The organism is Citrobacter sp. Cb028 (genome assembly GCF_030336705.1).
Classification (GTDB): Bacteria; Pseudomonadota; Gammaproteobacteria; order Enterobacterales; family Enterobacteriaceae; genus Citrobacter; species Citrobacter braakii.
Genome location: NZ_JAOWCZ010000026.1, coordinates 72390 through 95867, shown reverse-complemented (window position 1 = coordinate 95867; position 23478 = coordinate 72390). Strand labels below are relative to the sequence as shown.

Annotated in this window: 19 protein-coding genes; 12 read left to right on the top strand and 7 right to left on the bottom strand. The window is 49.9% G+C overall.

Translation table 11 applies throughout. The features are described from left to right. Positions 1-34: 34 nt before the first annotated feature. Positions 35-925: a LysR substrate-binding domain-containing protein gene (locus OGV75_RS04120; protein ID WP_286480379.1), complete on the top strand. Its 891-nt coding sequence runs from the start codon at positions 35-37 to the stop codon at positions 923-925. Positions 926-968: 43 nt separating this feature from the next. Here the strand turns inward: OGV75_RS04120 and OGV75_RS04115 are convergent, their stop codons facing one another. Genes OGV75_RS04115 through OGV75_RS04105 form a run of 3 tightly spaced genes read right to left on the bottom strand, consistent with a single transcriptional unit; the run spans position 969 to position 3920 of the window. Further along, complete coding sequence (locus tag OGV75_RS04115) at positions 969-2483, bottom strand: tripartite tricarboxylate transporter permease (RefSeq protein ID WP_016154129.1); 1515 nt, start codon at positions 2481-2483, stop codon at positions 969-971. 10 nt (positions 2484-2493) lie between these two features. Next, on the bottom strand, positions 2494-2928 hold the full coding sequence (locus OGV75_RS04110; protein ID WP_016154128.1) for a tripartite tricarboxylate transporter TctB family protein: 435 nt from the start codon (positions 2926-2928) through the stop codon (positions 2494-2496). Between the two features lie 14 nt (positions 2929-2942). Next, a complete protein-coding gene (locus OGV75_RS04105; RefSeq protein WP_080859118.1) occupies positions 2943-3920 on the bottom strand; it encodes a Bug family tripartite tricarboxylate transporter substrate binding protein in 978 nt (325 codons plus the stop codon). A 153-nt stretch (positions 3921-4073) separates the two neighbouring features. Between OGV75_RS04105 and tctD the strand changes: the two genes are divergently transcribed. Together tctD and OGV75_RS04095 are read left to right on the top strand one after the other, a co-directional pair. Continuing rightward, positions 4074-4748 (top strand): transcriptional regulator TctD, encoded by a 675-nt coding sequence (gene tctD / locus OGV75_RS04100; protein WP_016157281.1) that lies wholly within the window; start codon positions 4074-4076, stop codon positions 4746-4748. Next, a complete protein-coding gene (locus tag OGV75_RS04095; RefSeq protein WP_216403902.1) occupies positions 4735-6186 on the top strand; it encodes a sensor histidine kinase in 1452 nt (483 codons plus the stop codon). Before tctD ends, OGV75_RS04095 begins: the two co-directional genes overlap by 14 nt. Here the strand turns inward: OGV75_RS04095 and OGV75_RS04090 are convergent. The 4 genes from OGV75_RS04090 to OGV75_RS04075 are packed head-to-tail and all read right to left on the bottom strand — an operon-like array spanning position 6179 to position 11136. Beyond that, positions 6179-7261, bottom strand: a complete 1083-nt coding sequence (locus tag OGV75_RS04090) for a fimbrial protein (protein WP_095715246.1) — start codon at positions 7259-7261, stop codon at positions 6179-6181. The two genes, OGV75_RS04095 and OGV75_RS04090, sit on opposite strands and share 8 nt — an antisense overlap. A 10-nt stretch (positions 7262-7271) precedes the next feature. After that, positions 7272-9824, bottom strand: coding sequence for a fimbria/pilus outer membrane usher protein (locus OGV75_RS04085; protein WP_286480378.1), 2553 nt, complete (start codon positions 9822-9824; stop codon positions 7272-7274). 13 nt (positions 9825-9837) lie between these two features. Beyond that, positions 9838-10509 carry a fimbrial biogenesis chaperone gene (locus OGV75_RS04080; protein WP_016157277.1) on the bottom strand — a complete coding sequence of 224 codons (672 nt, stop codon included), beginning with the start codon at positions 10507-10509 and terminating at the stop codon, positions 9838-9840. Positions 10510-10563: 54 nt separating this feature from the next. Further along, entirely contained in the window at positions 10564-11136 is a 573-nt protein-coding gene (locus OGV75_RS04075) for a fimbrial protein (protein ID WP_502873967.1), read from the bottom strand. A 1048-nt stretch (positions 11137-12184) separates the two neighbouring features. Here OGV75_RS04075 and OGV75_RS04070 point away from each other — a divergent pair. From OGV75_RS04070 to OGV75_RS04030, 9 genes are read left to right on the top strand one after another with little or no spacing between them, the layout of a single operon-like run. Next, entirely contained in the window at positions 12185-13600 is a 1416-nt protein-coding gene (locus tag OGV75_RS04070) for an undecaprenyl-phosphate glucose phosphotransferase (RefSeq protein WP_046274861.1), read from the top strand. Beyond that, complete coding sequence (locus tag OGV75_RS04065; RefSeq protein ID WP_046274862.1) at positions 13590-14876, top strand: outer membrane beta-barrel protein; 1287 nt, start codon at positions 13590-13592, stop codon at positions 14874-14876. Before OGV75_RS04070 ends, OGV75_RS04065 begins: the two co-directional genes overlap by 11 nt. A 1-nt stretch (position 14877) precedes the next feature. Next, entirely contained in the window at positions 14878-15435 is a 558-nt protein-coding gene (locus OGV75_RS04060; protein WP_016154118.1) for a polysaccharide biosynthesis/export family protein, read from the top strand. Positions 15436-15437: 2 nt separating this feature from the next. Further along, entirely contained in the window at positions 15438-17567 is a 2130-nt protein-coding gene (locus OGV75_RS04055) for a GumC family protein (RefSeq protein WP_286480375.1), read from the top strand. Then, positions 17564-18775 carry a lipopolysaccharide biosynthesis protein gene (locus OGV75_RS04050; protein WP_286480374.1) on the top strand — a complete coding sequence of 404 codons (1212 nt, stop codon included), beginning with the start codon at positions 17564-17566 and terminating at the stop codon, positions 18773-18775. The genes OGV75_RS04055 and OGV75_RS04050 overlap by 4 nt, the downstream gene beginning before the upstream one ends. Continuing rightward, a complete protein-coding gene (locus OGV75_RS04045; RefSeq protein WP_016154115.1) occupies positions 18772-20142 on the top strand; it encodes a hypothetical protein in 1371 nt (456 codons plus the stop codon). The genes OGV75_RS04050 and OGV75_RS04045 overlap by 4 nt, the downstream gene beginning before the upstream one ends. A 4-nt stretch (positions 20143-20146) precedes the next feature. Further along, entirely contained in the window at positions 20147-21136 is a 990-nt protein-coding gene (locus OGV75_RS04040) for a glycosyltransferase family 2 protein (protein WP_286480373.1), read from the top strand. Positions 21137-21150: 14 nt separating this feature from the next. Further along, positions 21151-22362, top strand: a complete 1212-nt coding sequence (locus OGV75_RS04035; protein ID WP_286480372.1) for a glycosyltransferase family 4 protein — start codon at positions 21151-21153, stop codon at positions 22360-22362. A gap of 1 nt (position 22363) precedes the next feature. Further along, entirely contained in the window at positions 22364-23476 is a 1113-nt protein-coding gene (locus OGV75_RS04030; protein WP_286480371.1) for a glycosyltransferase family 4 protein, read from the top strand. The last annotated feature ends 2 nt before the right edge of the window (positions 23477-23478 follow it).

The following is a 23478-nucleotide window of genomic DNA, read 5'->3' as shown; positions in this document are numbered from 1 at the left end:
TAAGTTAAATGATTGCTAACCAGAGGTTTGTAATATGGATAAGCTGCGCGGCATGGAAACGTTTATCGCCGTGGTGGAGAGCGGCAGCTTTACCTCCGCGGCAACAAGACTCGAGATGTCTGCGGTGATGGTGGGAAAATATATCACCCAACTGGAAGCACAGCTCGGCACGCGTCTGCTGGAGCGCAATACTCGCCGCCAGAGCCTGACCGATGCCGGGCGTGTCTATTTTGAAGAAGCCCGCCGCGTGCTGGAGCAGGTGTCGATAGCCGAGCGTTCGGTAGAGCGTCTGCGGCTGGCCCCTGCGGGGACGCTGCGCATTAGCGCGCCTACTTCTTTTGGCGCTTGCGTTATCTCGCCGCTGGCCGCTGCGTTTTTACAGGCCTGGCCAGAGGTGCGCATTGAGCTGGATCTGACCAACCGGATGGTTGATCTGGTGAATGAAGGCGTCGACCTGGCGATCCGTATTGGCGATATCCATCAGACTGAAGTGGTGGCGAAATACCTGTGTCCTTACCGTATGGCGATCTGTGCATCAAAGGATTATCTTGCCCGTCATGGCACGCCCCTTACGCCAGCGGATCTGGTGGATCATCTGTGCCTGTCCCATACCGTGTGGACGGCTCGTAACGAATGGATACTGCCTGGCGTGACGGGCGAAGTCAGATGGAAGCGCGATGCGATCCTGCGCTGTAACGATGGTCATGGCCTGCGTATGGCGGCGGTAGCGGGGGCCGGACTGTTATTACAACCGGAGGTGCTGCTGGCGCAAGAGCTGGCTACCGGGAAACTGATTCGGATACTGGAAAAGTTTACGCCGCAGCCGCGGCCGATTCATCTACTGTGGCGACAAGATTTGCGTCCGCTGCCCAAGCTGACGCGGTTTGTTGAGCACGTACTCAGTGCCGTTCAGGAATTAAGATGAAAATGCCGGATAAGGTGCGTCAGCGCCGCTATCCGGCATATTATTAGCTGATATCCACCTGCGGTTTGCTGTTACGTTTACGAATCAGGCGTAGCACTGGCGGGACCACGATAACCAGTACCGCCATCACCAGCAGCACTTTCGCCACGCCGCTGGCCCACAGAATATCCATATTACCGTTACTGATAGACAGCGCCCGACGCAGGTTCTGCTCCAGCATTTCCCCGAGAACGAAGCCTAAAATCAACGGCGACATCGGGAAGTGCATTTTGCGCAATATGTAGCCCAGCACGCCGAGGGCAACCATCAGCACCAGATCGAAAGTGGTGCTGTGGACGGCATACACGCCCACCGCGGAGACTGCCGCGATAGCCGGTACCAAAAACCACAAGGGGATGGTCAGCATACGGGTAAACAGGCCGATCAACGGGATGTTCATCACCAGCAGCATTACGTTAGCAATCAGCAGCGCCGCAATCAGCCCCCAGACGATGTCCGGCTGTTCGGTGAACATGGCCGGACCCGGGGTGATATTGTACAGCGTCAGCGCGCCCATCATCACCGCCGTGGTGCCGGAGCCCGGTACGCCGAGCGTCAGCATCGGGATAAAGGAGCCACAGGCCGAGGCGTTGTTGGCGGCTTCGGGGGCCGCCACGCCGCGTATATCCCCTTTGCCGAAGCTGTCGCTATTGCCGCTGAGCTTTTTCTCGGTCATGTAGGTGATAGCGCTGGCAATGGTTGCGCCCGCGCCGGGCAGGACGCCGACGAAAAAGCCAATCACCGATGAACGCAGGGTTGCGCCAACGCACTGCGCACCTTCTTTGGCGTTAAATAACATGCGGCCCGTTTTACGCACCAGCGTCTGGCCACTACTGGTATGTTCCAGCATTAACAGTATTTCAGAGACTGAGAACAGCCCAATCACTACCACGATAAACTGCACACCGTCGGAGAGATGAACGCTGTCAAAGGTAAAGCGATAAACCCCGGTATTGGCGTCTACGCCGACGGTCGCAAGGCCGAGACCGATAAGCGCTGCCAGAAATGATTTCAGCGGGTTTTGCGCCATCATGCTGCCGAGGCAGGCAATGGCGAAAACCATTAAGGCAAAGTATTCCGCCGGACCGAAGGCCAGCGACCATTGGGCTAACGCCGGGGCAAACAGAATGATGCCGCCGATAGCGATAAGCGAACCAATGAAAGAGCTGACCGCCGAGATAGAGAGCGCAACGCCGCCGCGGCCTTGCTGCGCCATCGGGTAGCCATCCAGCGCGGTCATAATCGCCGCCGCATCGCCGGGAACATTCAGCAGGATGGAGGAGATACGTCCGCCGTATTCACAACCTATGTAGACCGTAGCCAGCAGGATCAGCGCAGATTCTGCAGGCAGATGCAAAGCGAAGGCCAGAGGCAGGAGGATCGCCACGCCGTTAATGGGTCCAAGACCAGGCAACAGCCCGACAATGGTACCGACAAAACAGCCAATCAGGGCGATGACCAGGTTTTCCGGCGTCATGGCCACCGCGAAACCCTGAGAAAGATAAATCCAGGTATCCATCGTTTCTCCGTTAACCCAGCCAGGCGCCGAGTGGTAAGGTGACGTCAAGCAGTCGGTCAAAGGCATACCACAGCAGAATGCCGAGTACCGCGCCGGAAATACCCGCAGCCGGAATCGTTGCGCCGAACAGCATGCCAATCACCACGGTGAGAATGGCGGTGGAGATGGGAAAACCGAGCCATTCGAAACCCCAGGCGTACATCAACAGAACAATCACCATCGTCAGCAGCTTTTGCAGCACGTGACGGCGGGGCCAACTGATGGTGTCGGGATGGCGCAACAGCAGCGCCACGGCGCATACCAGCATCAGGCTGATAATGCCAAGCGGAAAGGGACGCGGCCCAACCGGCTCATAGCTGTATTCGCTGGTGATTTGCCAGGCCACGAACAGCCCGGCTATACAGAGCAACAGCCAGATACCTGCAAAAATACGATCGCTCATCATCTTTGCCTCTGCGCTTATTTCGCCAGACCGAAAGCTTTCGCCTGCTCACGGTAATCCGTGACCTGCTTTTTCACGTATTCGTCGAGCTGCTTACCGCTCATGTTGAATTCAAACAGGCCGCGCAGATCGCGCTGCTTTTTAAACTCATCGGTCTGCTGGAGTTTGTTAAAGGCATCAACCCACCACTGATACTCGGCGTCGCTGACTTTTGGTCCAACGTAGAAGCCACGAATGATGGGCCACACGAGGTCGTAACCCTGCTCTTTGGCGGTTGGTACGTTAGCTAACTGGCCTGGCAGACGTTCATCAGAGAACACGGCGAGCACGCGGATTTTGTCGCCGCTAAGATAAGGCACCATCTCGCTGAGATCGCCGGAAACCACCTGGACGTGATTCCCCATCAGCGCGGTGACCGGTTCGCCGCCGCCCTCAAAGGCCACATAGCGCATCTTGTGTGGATCGACGTTGGCTTTTTGCGCCAGCAGCGCCGACTTCATCCAGTCCTGACTACCGATAGAGGCGCCTGCGCCAATGACCACGCTGTTAGGATCTTTCTCCATTGCCGTCAGCAGATCTTTCAGCGTTTTCCATGGTGAGTCCTGGCGTACGGCAATCATGCCGTAGTCAGTGCCGACGCTTGCCAGCCAGCGGACATCATCAACGCCGTAGCGACCAAACTTCCCTTGTGACAGGTTCAGCAGCGAGCCGCCGGAGAATGCCACTACGGTACCCGCTTCAGCCGGACGTTGCGCGACGATCGCGTTATAGGCCACGGCGCCAACGCCGCCGGGCATGTAGGTAACGCGCATCGGTTTTTCGATAGCACCGGTTTCCATCATGCTCACTTGAATCAACTTACAGGTGAGATCGAAACCACCGCCAGGTTTAGCAGGGGCGATACATTCTGTGCGCGATGGCGCTTGTTCCGCCAGAACAGAGGTACTCATCAGTAAAATGCTTGCAGTAAGGGTACGAAGTAACTGTTTTTTCATTGTTTATCCTCACGCCGGAAAACCGGATTTTCGGGTACGGAAGAAGATTTTTGTGATTATGTGAGCCGATGTGTAGCAGTTCGGTTGCATGATTGTTAAAACATTAACCTTTCAATTCCCTTTCAATGCGGCAGAAACTTTACAGGATGTGATATGCGTCTCTTATTAGCGGAAGATAACCGTGAGTTAGCTCACTGGCTGGAGAAAGCGCTGGTGCAAAACGGTTTTGCCGTCGACTGCGTTTTTGATGGCCTGGCGGCCGACCATCTTTTACATAGCGAAACGTACGCGCTGGCGGTGCTGGACATCAATATGCCGGGACTGGATGGTCTTGACGTCGTTCAGCGCCTGCGCAAACGCGGGCAGACGCTTCCTGTGCTGCTGCTGACGGCGCGCAGCGCGGTGGCCGATCGGGTGAAAGGATTGAACGTCGGGGCCGATGATTATCTGGCAAAACCGTTTGAAATCGAGGAGCTGGATGCCCGGCTGAGGGCTTTGCTACGCCGCAGCGCGGGGCAGGTGCAGGGCATACAGCAACTGGGAGAACTGGCGTTTCACGATGAGGGCTATTTTCTGTTGCAGGGGCAGCCGCTGGCGCTCACGCCGCGCGAACAGGCATTGCTGACGGTGCTGATGTACCGTCGATTGCGACCGGTTTCGCGTCAGCAGTTGTTTGAACAGGTCTTCAGTCTAAACGATGAGGTCAGCCCCGAAAGCATTGAATTGTACATCCATCGTCTGCGTAAAAAGCTACAGGGAAGCGATGTGCGCATCGCCACGCTACGCGGGCTGGGCTATGTGCTGGAGCGTAGCGATGAAGTGGGTTAAACCCCAATCGTTGTACCTGCAACTGCTGATGTTTCTGGGTTTGCCGCTCATGTTGTTGTGGGGGCTGTCGGCATTTAACAGCTATGTCAGCGCGCTACAGGCGGCGACGCAGGCGTATGACCGGACGCTGCTCTCGTCTGCCAGAACCGTCTCCGAGCGACTGGTGGTGCACAACAAACAGCTGGAAGTGAATGTGCCGTGGGTGGTGCTGGACAGCTTTGAGCTGAATATGAACGACAGGTTGTATTACAAGGTGGTCGATCCGGCGGGGAAGGTTATCTCAGGTTATGACGATTTACCTGCGATGCCGCCTGCGACATCGCGTACGCGGCTTTATCCGGCGCTGGCGTGGTTTTATCACACTGAATATCGCGGGGAGGCAATTCGCGTGGCGCGTCTGCTGCAGCCCGTCAACGAGGGCGGCATTATCGGCATGGCCGAGATTTATGTCGCCGAAACGCTGCAATCGCGACGTTACCTGGCGCGACAGCTGCTGTTTTCCTCGTGGGTTTCGCAAGGGCTGCTGGTGCTGCTCACGCTGGTGCTGGTCGGCTGGCTGCTGCGTCGGGTGTTACGCCCGATGCGCCAGCTGTCATCGCTGATGGTGCGTCGCGAGCCTGGGCTGCTGACGCCGCTGCCGGAGCTGCTGCCGTGGTCGGAAACCCGTCTGTTGATTGTGGCATTCAACCGTTATCTGGACCGACTTCGCGGCCTGATCTCTCGCCAGGAGCGCTTCAGCGCGGATGCTTCCCATCAGCTTAAAACGCCGCTGGCGGTGCTAAAAACTCAGGCGTCGGTGGCCCTCGCCAGCCAGCAGCCGCAGCAATGGTATGAGAGTCTGCAAGCCATGAGCTCCACGCTGGACAACACCATTCAACTGACGGAAAGGCTGTTACAGTTGTCGGCTGTGAAGCGCAAAGAGCAAGGAGAAAGGCACTTCTCGCCGGTTAATTTGTATGAGGTGGTGCAAAGCAGTTGTTTCACGCGACTGGCGCAGGCACGCAGTAAAGGGATCGATCTGGGCTATGAAGGGGAGCAGGATGCGGTGTGGATTGAGGGCGATGAAGTCCTGCTTGGCGAACTGTGCGGGAATCTGCTGGATAACGCACTGAAATACACGCCGCCGCATGGTGTGGTAACCGCCCGTCTGCTGCGAAAAGGAGAGGCGGTGGTGCTGGTGGTTGAAGATAGCGGGCCGGGCATCGATGAACAGATGGTGCACCAGGCGCTGCTACCGTTTCATCGCCTTGATAACGTCGGTAATGTCCCTGGCGCCGGGATAGGCCTGGCGCTGGTCAACGACATTGCTCGTCTGCACCGCACGCACCCTCAGCTATCACGGAGTGAAGCATTAGGCGGGTTAAGCGTACGGCTGCGGTTTTTATGCCTGGTGCGAGACGCGCAGGACGATCAGCATCGTCCTGCGCCTGTTATTTAAAGGTCACCGTCGCATTGACAGGGATACTAAATGTGCCGGGTTGGGGAGGATTCTTCAGCCAGAACAGGGTTGCCATGAACTCTTTGCGTCGGCTGTCGCTCTGGTTGGTAAACGCGCTGCTGGCAAAATCGATACGGTTGCCGCTGATAATGTCCCCGGAGCCGGGGTGTGCAGCATCCTGGAGCGTAATGCCGATATCTGGCGTCCCCTGACCGGTAAAAACTGCGCCGCTGTTGCTCGTGGTGCCGGTAAACGTTACCGCGTAGTTGATACCGCGACATTCATGCTTCCCGGCGGCTTCTGCGGCAATAACGGCAAACTGTTTACTGTGGCTGTTATCTTTTCCCACTTTTGCTTCGGTAATGCTGATCCTGCCAAACTCGACGGTATCCGTTCCTTTGTCAGAGCTGATAGAGACGATCGGTTCGCAGTTGATATAACTGATGTTATTCAGGCCATTAAGCGCGGGGCCAAAGTTTTTTGCCGGATTGCTGGTGGAGCAATGCGAACCGCAGGCGTTAATGCTGCCAATACCGTCGACGACGAAAACTTTGTTGATGGTGCGACCGGCCAGCGCAGGCAAAGGATCCGGGAGTTTTCCGGTAGCGACCAGACTAAGGTTAAAGGTGAAAGAAAATGTTTGTGGGCGCGCCTGGCAGTCACTGGTATGGCTGTGGTTATTACTCCTGCAGTAGTTGTCTGAACCTGCTCGGGGCAACGTTGCCTGATATTGGGTGGTGACGGCCTGGGCGCTTTGATCGTAGGGGCGACCATCAATGCTCACTACCAGTTTCATATTGGTTCCCTGCAGAAAATGCGCAAACTCATGATCAGGGTCGATGTAGATTCTGGCGGCTTCGCCGTGGGGCATATAGTCTGTGTCGCGGCAAGTGACGCTAACGGTTTGTGGATTGGACACCCAAACGGTGTCCCCAGCGGTGGTACTGTGGCTGATTTTAATGGGATCAACGTGTACGGAGACGCTGTTTGCTGTACAGGTAACCGCATAGCTTGCACTACTGAATATCGGCAAACAAAGCAGCACCACGAGTTTAACTATTTTTAACGGATTCATTGATTGCACCTTACGAGCCGACGCACTGGGCGGTAATTTGTGTATATCCGATTTTCTTCACCGGCTGGTTATGGTTATCCGGCATTTGAATAAAGCAGTGTTCATTTGCATGGGAGCCCCAGCGCACTTCCAGGCGAGAATTGTCCTCCACGCCGCTGGCATACAGTGCGCCATGCATACCGACCAGACCGTGGCTACGACCTTTGGTATCTCGTACGTTCGCGCCGACCGGGGGGGCAATGTTGCCGGGCATGACGGCATTGACCAGATAGTTGCGGCCGCTGAAGGTTTCAAACACCACTTTGCCGATGGCTTTCTCTGTTGGAACAATTTTTTTCTGTGCCTGCGGAATATCCAGCCCGGCACCAATATCAGCGGTATTCAGACTCACCACGTTGTAATGCCATGCGTCTGCGGCGGTAAGGACCGCATAGCCGTTACCGTCAATTGCCACGCCATTTTGTTGCTGAATATGGACACCGTCGGCATTTTTGGCCTCGACCAACACCATGGTATCGCCAGGAGAGTGCATGAGCGTCACGCCGCCTGCGTGCAGCATTGCCCCGCCGCTGATGCCCATATTCATATTCTGGTAGTTGCGTCCTGCGCTGTAGCCCCCCTGAACATTCATCTTGTCACCTTGCCAGGCGGCGTTAACCCCGGCAGAGGAATCCTGTCGATCGGTGGTACTGCCCTGAACGCCCCAGCTCAGACGATCGTCAAATGCTGTATTGCTGTAGCTGGTGGAGTAGCTGTCGCCATTCTGCTGGCTATGCATGAGGTTGGTGGAGACAAAGCCGCGGCTATCCATGAAATCGAATGGAATGGAAAGCGTCAGGTTGATACTGCGGTCCTGGTAGTCGTACTGGTTACGGGTATCCTGTACATAAACGCTCCAGTTGATTTTCCCCAGTGTATCGTTGTAACCCAGCTGTATCGTGCGGTCGTGACTCCCGTTGTGCCAGTAGTTTTGCTGGCTGGCGCTGACGTAAAGAGAGGCGTTATCCCACAAACGCTGGTTAACAGAGACCTCAAAACGTTGGCGGCGATTATTGTAGTTAGTGGTGTAGTAATGCTTTTTGTTGTGCTCTTCGCCAGGAAAACGCAGCTGTTGATTCGGGTCGTCATAGGCGATGTCGTAATAGCCCGAGGACCAGCTGTTATGCTCGTTAATGGTGTCGCTAAAGCTGTAATAACCGGAGGTATTGTAGCGGTAGCCTACCAGACGGAAATCCGTACCGTACTGGTTCAGCGATTTGGAGTATAAGAAACGATAACTTTGTCCTGTGGACGCATCTCCACTGGCGAGCTGCGCTCTGGCGGTAGTGATATCGAAAGAGATCGCGCCGAACTGGTGCAGATCCTGCGCGATCCCGGTGGCAATCGCATTATAGCTTTCTGCGGTCAGGAAACCACCGTACAACGTGGAGCCAAAGCTGAGACCATAACTCAATGTGCCTTGAACAAAGCGGGGCCGCCAGCCGCCGCTGTAACCGTCGCGGTATTCCCCTGCCGTAAACTGAAAGCGGTTGTTACCTGCACGCAGCATGTTCGGGACCGCTGAATAAGGCACAGTGAAATTACGCCGACTGCCATCGGCTTCAATAACGCTGACGTTCAGGTCGCCGCTTTGGTTGCTGGGGTTGATATCGTCAATGTCAAACGCGCCTGGCGCGACGTTTTTACTGTAAATCAGATAGCCATTTTGACGGATTTCGATTGTGGCATTGCTATTGGCGACGCCGCGAACGACTGGCGCAAAATCGCGTTGGCTATCAGGCAACATGTTTTCATCGCTGGTGAGTTGTGCCCCGGTAAACTGGATGCTGTCAAATACATCGTCGTCCGTATAGGTTTGCCCGAAGCGCAAGCGGCTACGCAGCGCAATAATATTACGTTCCACCCACGTGGAAACCGCCTGCCATTGACGGCCTGAACCGCTGGCATAGCTGAAAGTAGACTGGTTACGAAAATGCCATCCCGCCAGGTTTATACCGTTGGCAAAACTGGCAAAAACAGAGTCATGATCCTGGCCCTGTTCAATCAGGTGCGTCGTATTGGCGTTGTAGCCGACAAAAGCGGCATTAATCCCATCGTCATAGGCCGATTCAGGCACGGCGTCATGCGCAGTCGAAAGCAGAAAAGCTTCTGGCACTGAAATATCAATGCGCTGGTAGTTTGCATCTGCCGTCAGGCGGCTGTTTGCGATCAGCGCCGTGAGCTCCACGCAGGTATCGGCGTTACCTTCGGGGATTTTAATCCCGTATTTGCGCAGATCGTCCGCGCTCAGGCAAGGTTGCGGCTTGCCTTGTGGTTGACGTCTTTTAAAGTCAACATTGCGCGTTTCGACGAAGCTATGGTCAAGATATATATCGTATTCAAACGTGCCTTCGCTAAGTCCGTCATTACGGGCTATTTGCACTACGGAGGTAATATTTTGCGTACCATGTACAAAACGGGTATTAAACTGCGGCGTGCTGCTGGCGTATGCAGGTATGCACACGGCCAGCGTTGACAGCGTAAAGAGGGTGTACCGTTGCGGGTGCTTATTTTTTTTCATCATGTGCAACCCTAACTTAATTGCAAGATACCGGGACGTTATTAACCGCGTTAGTGCCGCCGTAATCATCTACCCAGCTAAAACCGATATGGCTGACTTTTTGCTGTGACAACGCAAACGTGCGTTCGCCATGCGGATTAACCATGTCGGCATCGATGTTTTGGCCGTTAATATGTAATTGCGTCAGGGAGATATGTAACGGCGTCGCATTGACCGCCCGCAGAGTATGACCGTGGCACTGCCACTGTAATTTCTCAACGGCTTCAGGTAGCGTCATATTCAGCCCAACAGGGCGATAAAATAGTTTGATGCGAATACGCTGCGCCAGCTGTAAGGTATTTTCTTCATTCTCGATGGTGGGGATTTCCTGCACATTAATCCACACTACAGATTCAACATCCTCAGGAAAGCCATTGCCCTGATAAATAGCTCGCAACACGGCTGATTTATGGCCATCAAGTTTCAGGATCGGAGGCGTAATTAACATTGGCAGATTGGCTGGCGTCTCATCCGGATTACCATTATCCAGCCACGTCTGTACCATATATGGCTTGTCTGTATTATTATTGACGTCAAACATCGCCGCTTTATCGTTCTCATTATAAATAACGCGCGTTTGACCCAAATTAATTGCGCTGTGAGCGGTGCTAACCACACACAGCAACAGGTAAAAGAATATTTTATTCATCAGGTGCACTTTCCAGGTTCAGGGAAGAGTGCCATCCATAGCAATCAACGTCCGTTATTTATAAATGACGGTGTAATTCATATCCGCAGTGATCGTGCCAGCTGCAGGCAGCGTTGCGCCAATTTGCTGATATTTGGCGACCAGAGTGATTTCTGCATTGCCATTTGCGCCAGTTGGACTCAGAACCACTTCGTTATTACCACTGGAGAAATCGAGGGCTTGACCTGCATAATCCACTTCGATGCCTACATCGGTGGCAGGAGTTGAACCACGATTCGCTTCCAGAAGTGTTGTGTTACTGCCAGGGTTTTTACCGGTAAAGACCACCACATAGCCGCTTCCTCCAGTTGACCCCTGGCAGTTGGTAAATTGCAACTTAAACGAAGTATCACCGGTGCTAGAACCCGCGCTGCCAAATAACTGGTTGGTGACTTGCGGTAATGTAATATCTTTATCTGTCGTAGCGGTATTAACCACGCAGGTACTGGCAACAATTTCACCGGTAAAATGGACCGTCGCGGTGGCTTTAGAACCTGTTGCGGCAGTGGTAACGTAATTCGCTGCTGCGCCAGCATTAGCGGCAAACAAAGCGACCAGTACACTGCTGGTAAGTGCAGTTTTCATCATCATAACTCCGTTAAATTTATTATTTACCCAGAAAAGTACTTGTCAGAGGCACAGATTCAGCTGGAGTTCATCAACGTCAAAAAATGATGTAGGACTTCATTTGAAAGAAATGATTAACGTGCGTAAATTGCTCAACAAGTAATCCGGCGCGGATATTATTTATTTGCGAAAAATAAGTAAACAAAATTTTTTGGCATGATTGAATGGCTTTGGAAGGTGTTTTTATATATATCTTAACAAAACTGTATACATTGTTATCAATAATTCGTTGGGTCGATTTACGCTGCTTTTAACAAAATTTTAATGCTGTCATTTATTCACTTCTCTTTATTTTAAATCGATATGTTGGTAAGCGCTGAAAATTCTGATGTTAAAGGTGTGTTCATGCAGAATGTTGATATTAGTAATATGTAACACGCATTTTCTCAATGATTGGCTATAGTTTTAATTTAAGCCATGCTTACCGCTTCTACTCATCGGAGTTGCTACAATTATTTAAACTAAATTTTTTTTACTATTCGTTTTTTTTGAATTTTGAGCGTGAAAATGAAAGCAATCGCATACTCTTCGTAAAATACCTTATTTATAATAAGGTTGCTAATCATTGCTTTGTAAATGTGTTACTAAGTTATTTTTATGGTGGGAATTATAAATAGACTTATTGATTTCTTCTTGTCGCTCTCCAGGACTCTCATCACTGACCATAGCGCAACGAGGTTTGGACAAAGTATTGCTTTTTGTAAGGTTAACGCGTTGTCAGGCGATCATCATGTGATTCTACCCGTGGTAGCTTATGAATTGTGAACTGTCAATGACGTTTATGTTGCAATTAATCATGTTTTTTAAGGATGAAATTAAAAAACATTACCAATAAATAATCATCTAAATCATTGGGTTGCATTTGTATGGTGCGAAACCCATCACATTGTATTACATTGTTTTTTACATTTAATGACTGTGTGCCATTGCGTTTTTAAGACTTGTGATATAATTAGCAACATAAATGAGGAAAAAAACAATTAAAAATCAATAAATAATGGGCTGAGATATGCTTAAAAAATCGCTAAAGATTAGCAGCCACGGATATCCAGTCTTTTTAAAGCTGGTCGATTTCATTGTGATCAATGCGACGTTAATTTTTAGCGCCCATCTGTTAGGTCTGGCGCCATTTAACACCATTGCCATTCTGAGTATTCTCTTCTCAGTCTTTTTCTTACTGTTTGCTGAATACATTAAAATGTATCAACAAAAGATTAAGACGATCGGTTTACGTAATCAAAAACGGTTGGTTTTTTGTACGCTACTGGCGATTTTTTTTAACGAACTGGTCAGCATGACGGTGGCTGAACCCGAGTCTCTCGGCTACTTAGACAAACTGCCTTCCCCCTTTTATTCAGCGATTATTTACTGGTACTTCATCCCATTACCTTTTCTTTATTACATTCGCTTTTTCATTTTTAAATATTCAACGAAAAAGAGTATGCGCGTGGCGATTATTGGTCTGACCGACAATGGTCTGGCGGCAGAAAACGCGTTAATGGATGAATACGCTAATATCACATTAGATCTGGCTTTTTATGATGAGCGCGCCTTATCCCGCTGTGGCGATATCGTCGATAAGGTTAAAAGCCCCTTTCGTGGGCCGGTGATCAATCTGGTTGAGGAAGCCCGGCAGGGAAATATAGACGAAATCTACATCGCTTTACCGATGGTAGCTTTACAGCGCATTCGTCATTTTTTGGCGATGATGTCAGACACTACCGTAGATACGTATATTGTTCCTGACTTCTATACCTACAGTAACAACATGTCCAAGCTGCGCTCCATTCACAACCTGCAAACTATTGGCATTTTTAGTTCGCCGTTTGAAGGGGCGGGTTCGTTTATCAAGCGGGCGGAAGATTTGGTGCTTGGCAGCATTATTATGGTGATGATTTCTTCGCTAATGTTGGCCATTGCCATTGGAATCAAACTTACTTCCCGCGGGCCAGTCTTTTTCAAACAAGATCGGTATGGTCTTAGCGGGCAAAAAATTAAGGTCTGGAAGTTTCGCTCGATGCGCGTTATGGAGAACGCCGATACGGTTATTCAGGCTACTAAAAACGATCCGCGGGTAACCAAATTCGGTAGTTTCTTACGCCGCACCTCACTGGATGAACTGCCGCAATTTATCAATGTGTTGCAGGGAAGTATGTCGATTGTCGGTCCCAGACCTCATGCGGTTACGCATAATGAGCAGTACCGTAAACAGGTCGAAAATTACATGATCCGCCATAAAGTTAAGCCTGGGATCACCGGGCTTGCGCAGATCAACGGTTTCCGCGGGGAAATCGATGCGCTTTATAAGATGGAAAAAAGGGTTCAGTACGATATTGAGTACATTCAAAACTGGTCTTTATGGTTGGATATAAAAATTATTATTAAAACTATTTTTAAAGGATTTATCGGTAAGAATGCATACTAAATTACTCGTGATTACCGGAATCGTGATATCGCAGCCCGTATGGGCTGATTTAACACCGAAATCACACATTGGCTTTGCGGGGATCGACTTCCAGGGCAAGGTCGCTGTGGACTATGGTTATAATGATAACGTGTCTTATCAGCCACATAGCAGAGATGCTATCGGTTCCTCGTTTCAGAGCGCAGCGCCCGTTTTGAGTATGATCGGAGAGCGCGGTCAGGATAAGTATTTACTGATGTACTCCGGTGATTATCGTAACTACTCAAGCGATTCCGCTGATAACTATAACGATCATTTTTTCCGTTTTAACGGTGCCTGGCGCTATGGGCTCAAGCACGGCTTAACACTCAATCTGGAGGATACGCTTGGGCACGAATCCCGCGGTCGAGGGATCACTGAGGGGTTTCTACCGGGTCAATTCGAGCAGTATGGGATTAAATCTCCGCTGACGACGAATTTTATTAACAGTGAATTGCGCTATAGCTATGGCGCGCCGGATGGGCGCGGGAAAGCGGAACTGGCGTTGTTATACAAAAAACTGACGTTCGGCAATACGTCCGACGCCCAGGAGAGTAGTGAAGATTTCTACAATTATATTCAGGAACAGGAATGGCACGAAAATAGCCTGGTGGCAGAAATTTTTGACCAATACACATCCAGAACGCGTTTTCGCTATAGCTTTATTACTAACCAGCGTCACTATGATAACAACTCAGAAAAAGACACTAATGAGTATTATTTGCTGTATGGCCTGAAGTCGCAGTTGACGGGAAAAACCAATGTCGACATGAATATTTCATGGTTGTACAAGACATTTGAAAACAACGCAAACTCGCATGATTTTAATGGTCTAAACTGGGATATAAAAGGGGAGTGGAAGCCGTTACAGCAGTCTGTTTTCACGGTGCACTCAGCGCAAAGCATTAAAGACCCATCGGAAGTTGGGGGATATATTTTAGTCACCCAGTATGGTCTTTCTTACCAGCACTTCTGGTTAGGCAACCGTTTTTCTACCTTGCTGGATTACTCATACACTTCAGAAGACTATAAAAAACAGAATAAAGATCGGCATGATAAAGATGGGGTATTTAGCGTAACCATGAGCTATGACTACACGCCGTCTGTCAATTTTGAGATTAAATATCAAATAGATACGTTGAATTCGAATAAGGATACTGATTCGTTTTATATCGGTCCCAACGACAATCAGGAAGTCATCAGAACGTTGGGTTATGATAATTCTATGATTATGCTTAAAGCTAAGGTTCAGATCTAAAATGAAAATAATAGAACTGTGCGCGGTTTTGCTATTCAGTATCCTGATGGTCGGATGCACAACGTCCAGCCCGAGATTAATGGACGATCCTGCTACTGTTCAGCAGGATTACCGACTTGGGGCAGGGGATACTGTCAATATCGCTGTTCATGGTCAACCCGATATGACGATGCGGTTTATTTTGGATAAGAGTGGGGAGATTAATTTCCCGTTTGTTGGTGCTCTTATATTAAAAGATAAAACTGTTGAACAGGTGACTAACGAATTAACTCAACGCCTGACCGGAGATTATTTTACTACTCCGATGGTGACGGTGAGTATTGCCGAGTTCCGTAAATACTATGTTTCTGGCGAGGTGAAAAGTCCGAATGGATTCGCTTATGAGCCAGGACTTACCGTCGAGAAATCTATTGCGCAGGCGGGGGGATTTACAGATCGTGCTGACCGTCAAGATATCAACATTCGCCTGTCAGGTAGCAATCAGCTGCTTGAGAATGTTGATTTAACGCACTCTGTTCATCCTGGGGATGTTGTGATTATTGGCATGGGGTTCTTCTGACGATGAAACTATCAATAGTGGAAAACGGCAAAAAACGAGAAAGCACTGTTGAATTCTCCCGCTTTGCCAAAGCGCTGAAAAAGAACGCCTGGAAAATCGCGCTGGCCGGTATCGTTGCCGGGGTCGTGGCTTATCCGTTAATCAGCATGATGTCCTCAAAGTATGTATCAACGGCGACGGTGCTGATTAAGGCGCAGGCCGATAACGTTTCTCCGTTCCCACAGGTTGATGGTTTCGATTCAACGCGCAGTGGTTACTACGAAACGCAATATGCGTTGATGCATTCACGAATTGTGCTCGAGCAAGCCGTTCGCGATATGAAGCTGGATGAAAACCCGGCATTTACCGGGGAAAAAGCCGATGCTCAGGGCGCTGATAGCAATGAAAGTCGGCAACTGAGAATGGAGCTGGCGCTGAAAACGTTGTCGAAAAACCTGAATGTCATCGGTATTCGGACAACGAACCTCGCCTCTATTACCTATGAATCGACTTCGCCCCAGGTTGCGGCTGATATCGCCAACGGCGTCGCGCAGGCTTTCATCAACTATACGCTGGAGCAAAAGCGTCAGAAAGCAGAGAAAGCCCGCGAACTGAATTATGAAAAAATGGAAGAGATTCAGAAGTCGATAGCGAAGCAAAAAGAAGAGATGGAAAGCTATCTGAAAAATGCCGGGCTGTTGACCTTTCGCGGTATCGATGGTTTTGAAACCGAGCAGTTAAGTATCGTGACCAATCGCCTGGCCGATGCGACCCAACGTCGTATTGCCGCTGAATCCATTTATAACGAGGTGAATGGAGCAGGGAAGTCCGCCGAGAGCGTTATCTCGCTGCCTTCGGTCTCTAACCACGCTCAGATTCAGGATCTGCGCATTGCGTTGATTCAGGCGCAGCGTACGTTGTCTGAATTGCGCAAAGTTTATGGGCCAAAAAACCCTGCCATTTTAAAAGCAGAGGCCGATGTTCAGTCGATCCAAAGCCAAACCGGACGGGTGTTGGGTGAGCTGAAAGTAGGCTTACGTCAGCAATATCTGGCGGCGCTGGCGGATGAAAAGAACTATCAGCAACAGGTGGAACAGCAGAAAGAGATCTTCCAGAAAATAGCGTCAAAACGGGATGCCTGGAACGGCCAAAAACTGTCGTTAGATAAAATGGAAGACCTGTATAAATCGCTCTTTCAGCGTACTCAGGAGCTGTCGCTGTCCGACGTGAATGCCGATGCGGTGTTATACGATCCCGCAGTTCCCGCATTAAACCCGGCGAAGCCGAATAAATCACTGCTGTTGGTGATGGTGGTCATGCTGGTGGTCGTGTTCAGCATCATGTATTTCATTGTCAAAGCGGCAATGGATAACTCAATCGCCAGCCTGAGTCGCATGAAAAAGCGCCTCAACGTTACCCCGCTGGGCGAAATCCGTCGTTTTAGTGGAACCTCAGGGCGTGCGCAAGTGCGCGACATGATCCTGAAGAACCCGCTGAATGCCGATATTGTGCACGGTATCCGTACCCGGATTATGCTGGATAATCGTCCATTACAGACGCTCGCCGTGGCATCGACGGAACACGGTGATGGGCGTTCTTTGTTGGCGAATCTGTTAGCGAACTCCTTTAGTTTTGACCAGAAAACGCTGCTTATTGATGCGGATTTCTTTAATACGGGCGGGCTTTCTTCTGAACTGGCATCAGCCACATCCGCAGGCCTGGCTGAGCTGCTGCGCGGAGAGACTCAGCTGGAACAGGCGCGGATCACGCTCAGTGATAATCTCGACTTTATTGCGCACGGCAAGAGCACCATCTCTTCTTTACTGATGTTGTCGTCGGAGCACGTTGAACCCTTAATGCGCGAACTGAAATCGCATTATCAGCGCATCATTATTGATGTTGCTGCTGTGAATCAGAGTCAGGATGTTCAACTGATCAAACGTGCCGTCGATGGGGTTGTTTTCATTGTGAAAGCCGGGATGGGGTCGGCGGGACACATCGCCAGCGCACTGGATAAGATTGAGGAAAATAACGGCGTGGTGATTGGCGCGGTGCTCAATGCGGTTGAAGAAAGAGATCTTGAAACCCAGGAGGGTCTGCGTTCACTTAACTTCAGTACCGATCAACTGTTGACGACGCCAGGCCGGGTATGAGTCTACTGAAGAGCGCTTCCACGATAGCCGGTTCATCAGTCATCTCGCAGTTGATTGGTGCGCTGTCTATCTGGTTGATTTCGCACAAGTATGATATGGCTGAGGTGGGGCTTTATGCGCTCAATTACAGCATCGCCGTGGTGGGCGCGCAGGTGTGTACCTTTGCATCGCAGCTTTTAATTCCAAAACAGCACGACGACGAACTGGTACAGAACGTCGTATTTTGCCTGCTCCAAAGCACGATCATTGCCTTACCGTACGCCGTACTGACAGCGTGGCTGTTTCACCAGAACATCCTGTTTCTCTATTTGCTGACGCTGGCGACGGCGTGGGTTTTAATCTCGGAAAACCTGTCGCTGCGCACGGCCAATTTTCGTTTTCTGATTTTCCAGCGCATCTCTGTCTCTGTGGTGGTATTACTTTCGGTTCTGGTTACGCATCAGGTGCAACTGTTTTATTGGTCATGGGCCTGCGCGACGATGCTGCTGACCATAAGCTGTATTTTGCATTCGTTTGATATTCGCTCTGTGGCGGCCAGACATTTGCGACCTGCCAGTAACTGGCATTTTTTCAAACAAAATATCCATCACATTACCAAAGTCGGTAGTGCGGAAGTGCTGGCGATGGCCAGCAGCAATTTGCCGATTATGTTGATTAACTTTTGGTTCTCGGCGCTGACGGCAGGTTATTTTTCCGTGGTTAGCCGCTTTTGCCTGGCGCCGGTGGTGATCATCGGCAACGCAGTGCGCAATACTATTTTTTCCAAGTGGTCTATCGACTTCAGAAATAATACCTTTAATTTTCATGAATATACCAGGGTACGGATGCTATTGTTGGTTCTGGGGGTTATCTGTACTCTCGGGGTGTTTATTTTCTATCCAATAGTGATGCGTCTGGGCTTTAGCGAAGACTGGATTAACTCCATTGAAACGTCGCGCTACATGTTGCCCTATTTATTCCCGGCGCTGGCGATAAGCCCTCTGACGGTGATTGAGCTTATTTTTGGTTCCCACCGCTATTTTCTGCGTATCCAACTGGAACAGCTGGCGATTGTGTTATTCGCATTTGTCGTCATTCCCTATTTTCATAAAGATTATGCCACGTCGGTTATCCTGTTTTCTTCACTGACATTTATTCGCTACGCCTTCATTTATCTGAAAATGAATAAGCGAGCCAATCTTCTGAAAGATAAGCCGGTGATACTATGACGCTGAATACCGGATACTATTTACAGGTTTTTAGCTTTGTCACGCTGATCCTGTGTGGCCTGGTGCAATACTTTACCGGTATGCAGTCGGTGCTGTGGATCCCCTTTTTCCTGACCCTGTTGATGGTGGGATTATTGGTGATGCAGACGCGTGATGGCTCGCTGCAGCTGGATGCGCAGGAGACGATTGTCCTGGCGTTGTATTTTTCGTTCCTGATACTGGCCGGAACATCGACGCTGATTCAGGGCGGAATCACCGTCGCGATTGTGGCATTTAAAAATGAAATCGCATTGTCACTGGTGATGATCTGTTTGCTGCTGGGATTTTGCCGGGAGTCGCAGATTTACCGTGCAACGCGCTATCTGTACTGGGTGTTTTACGCGCAAATCCCGGTAATGATTTATCAGGTTTTACTGGTCGTTCCCCAGCGCGTTGCGGTGCGTGGCGAAGATGAGAAATGGGACTCTGTGGTTGGCACGTTTGGCGGTGACCCCATGGGGGGCGGTAACACTGCTGCGATGGGCCTGTTTTGCCTGTTGATTATGTTGTTAAAAGTCTCTGAGTATAAGCACGGGTTGACCACGTTCAAGTCCATGGCGTTGCACATTGTTCTTGGGATCGGGCTATGTATTATTGGTGAAGTGAAGTTCGTCATTCTGCTGTCACCTCTGTTCCTCGCGTGGGTGTGGATCTCACCGAGCTACGTCAAAGACGTCAGTAAGGTTAATCTGAAGACGCTGTTGGTTATTGTGGCGGGCATGCTGCTGCTTATTAGCCTGTCGATAGTGATCCTCGCGTACTATTATTCTTCCGCGTTTGGCGGCGATCCGTCGAAAAGCTCGTTAAGCATTTTCATCGACTCCTTAAGCTATATCTTTGACCCGAACTACATCATGTCTACCGGGGAGTTAGGGCGCTTTACGACGTTCCTGTTCTGGTTGAAAAATAACGATCTGTGGGGGCTTTCAGGAACGTTATTTGGGTACGGGCTCAACGCCACAAACAGCGGGAGTACGGTGTCGCCGGGCTTTTTGAATATCATTTATAACTTAATTCTCGACTCGACTTCCCTGAGTATGCTGCTGTGGGAAGTCGGGGTGATCGGCACGTTACTTTTTATTAGCTTATTCATTTATATCCTGAAAGTTTGTCAGCCAAAGCCATTACTGACGCTTGAACAACTGGACCAGCAGGATCTTCAGTTGCTGAGCTTTGCACCGGCGTTTAACGCTTTTGCTATCAGTTGCTTAATTAGCTTACCTTACAGCCAGATACTGATGATTACACCGATGTTACAATTCCTGTTCTATTTATCACTAGGATCAAGTTTAGTGATTCGTCGAACCGTCCTTCGCTGTGTAGGGTAATTGTATGGACCAAAAACCGTTTATTTCAGTGAGTATTAAAACACTCAATGAATCTGAATGTATTGAGAAAACGATAGACAGTATCCGCAGGCAGCTTGTTGATTATCCACATAAAATTATAGTGGCAGATAGCCTGTCAACGGATAACACCCAACAGCTTGCGATCGATAAAGGGGTGACCGTGGTCTCTTTAACTGACCCTGGCGATCGCTGCTGCGGCGTCGGGCATCAGTTAGGTTATCTGTATAGTGAAGGGGAATATCTGTTGCTGATGGACGGCGACATGGAGCTGGAAGAGGGCTTTGTGGATCAGGCTGTCGCTTTTTTGCAGGTTGAGCCGGAATATGCAGGTGTCGCGGGAACCGTTGAAATGGACGATGCCGTTAACTATGAATTTAAATCGCGTAAGCAGCGTATTAGTAAAATCTATCCGCTTGGAGATAGCGACCATTTAGGCGGTGGTGGGTTATATCGCCGCTCTGCGATTGAGAAAATTGGTTATCTCACCAACCGTAATTTGCACGCTTATGAAGAAGCTGAACTTGGCCTGCGTTTGCTCGATGCGGGTTATAAACTACGCCGTCTGAATATTCCATATTTTTTCCATACTTCGCATACCATGCCGACCTTTCAGATGCTGAAGCACCGCTGGAAAAGTGGATACTATCAGGCACCGGGCGAGCTTTTACGTTGTGCATGGGGAAAACCTTATTTCGGCAAAGCGTTAAAAATGGTTAAGAATGAGGCGATTTTTTCTGTGTATCTGATTGCCTTGTTTATTGCGGCGGTGACCTTCAATCTCGAACTTTTCGATATTGCATTTCTACCCTTGCTTGCCTTTATTATCTTGAAAACCGTGCAGAATCGATCGTTATTGAACGGATTGCAGAGCGTAATGAACCTGGCCGTGCTTTCTGCGGGACTTGTTAAAGGGTTGACTAAACCAGTACGCGATCCGTTGACTCCGCCTGACAGTAAAATCATTCATGAATAACTAAGGCTGGCGCAATGAAAGTTTTATTAGTGAATAAGTTTTTTTTCATTAAAGGCGGCGCGGAAACCGTTTATTTTCAAGAGCGCGAGATGCTGAAACAGGCCGGAGTACAGGTTATTGATTTCTCGATGCAGCATGAGAACAATTTCCCTTCGGACTATGCGGATTATTTCGTCGGCAATGTGGACTACCACCAGGAGAGCAATCTGCTGGGCGGGCTCAAAACGGCGGTTAACTTTATTCATAATTCGCAGGCCTGCAAAAAGATGCTGGCGCTACTACAAAAAGAGCGTCCGGATATCGTCCACTTCCATAACATTTACCATCAGTTAACGCCGGCGTTGATTAAAGTGGCCCGCAATTTTGGCTGCAAAACGGTGTTGACCGCGCATGACTATAAAATCGTCTGTCCTGCCTATTCCATGCTGCGCGACGGTAAAGTGTGTGATTCCTGTATTACCGGGACGGTTTTCAATGCCTTCAGGTATCGTTGCCAGGAAGGCTCTGCTTCAAAAAGCCTCCTGCTCTCTTTAGAGGCGACCTGGCAGTATATTGCGCAAAATTACCAGGCGCTGGATGTGATCGTTTCGCCGAGCGTCTTTTTACGCGGCGTATTGTTGCGTACGCTGCCGAATTCGCGCATTGATGTCATCGTCAATGGCGTTGATGACAGCCGTCCTCTGGGTGAGGTAAGCGATGCGGGCTATATGCTGTACTTCGGTCGCCTGAGCCGTGAAAAGGGCGTGGCAACGTTATTGGCGGCGCATGAGAAAATGCAGAACAAAGCGCCGCTGAAAATTGTAGGGCACGGTCCACTGCACGATGAATTAGTCGCCCAATACCCGGGCGTTGAGTTTTTAGGTTATGTGCAACAAGGGGAAGCTCTCGATAACCTTATTAAGCATGCGCGGGCAGTGATCCTTCCTTCAGAATGCTATGAAAACTGTTCTATGGCGATATTAGAGGCGATGTCCTTAGGCAAGCCGGTGATCGGATCGCGCATCGGTGGCATCCCGGAACAAATTCGTGACGGAATCGAAGGGATTTTATTCGAACCTGGCAATGCGCAGGAGTTAGCAAATGCGCTGGATGCACTGGCCGACTCGCCAGAGAAGGCGCGGGTCATGGGCTTACAGGGTCGTGCGCGATTGAGTGAAAAATATGCGCTGAGTAAACATATGGATACTCTACTGGCGCTCTATAAAGAACTGCTGAGCAGGCCATAGTATGAGTAAAAAAATAACGGTTTTTGGTACGCGTGGTATTCCCGATGTATTGGGCGGGGTGGAGACACACTGTCAGAATCTATATCCTGCCATTAAGCAGCAGTTGGACGTTGATATTTGCGTGATTGCACGCTCGCCGTATGTAAATTACAAACGATCGTTATATAAGAAAGTTGAAACCTACGCGCTGTGGGCACCAAAAAAGCGCTCGCTGGAAGCGATTGTCCATTCCGTTTTAGCGGCATTCAGGACAAGTATCGACCATTCAGATATTGTGCATGTCCATGCTATCGGACCTGGGCTTGTGATCCCATTATTACGCATGTTAGGGAAGAAGGTGGTTTTCACCCACCATGGACCTGATTACGATCGTCAAAAATGGGGATTCGTTGCCAAAAAAATATTGCTGCTGGGTGAGCGTTGGGCAGTGAGATATGCCAACGAAGTGATTGTGATTTCTGAGGTTATTAATCAACTGATCCAGAAAAAACACGCTCGCTATGATGCGCATTTAATTCACAATGGCGTCAACGAGCCGCGGTCGTTATCTGCGCTGACCATCGACAATACGCTCTCCCGCTTTGGGCTGCAGCCGAAAAACTACCTCGTGGTGGTTGGGCGATTTGTGGAAGAAAAAGGGATGCATGATGCCATTGCCGCCTATCAGCACAGCGGTTTAACTATGCCGTTAGTGTTAATTGGCGATGCGGATCATCCGACCGAATACAGCATTCGCCTCAAAAAGCTTGCCGCGGACACGCCTGGCGTTGTGATGACGGGGTTCTTGCGTGGTGATGAGCTTCAGGCGGTGTTTTCCCAGGCACAGCTGTTTATGATGCCTTCATACCATGAAGGATTGCCCATTGCGCTGCTGGAAGCGATGTCATTTTCTCTTCCTGCCGTCGTCAGTGATATTCCGGCTAACCTCGAAGTTCAACTGCCGTCCGAGGCCTATTTTAAGGTGGGGGATGTGACCAGCCTGGCCGAAAAACTAACCGAGTGGGCGGCAACCAATAGCGTGGACTATCGTGTATATTTGCAAAACTATAACTGGCATGAAATCGCCAAAAAGACGATTAACGTCTATCACTCAATTGATAAAGATATAGGTTAATT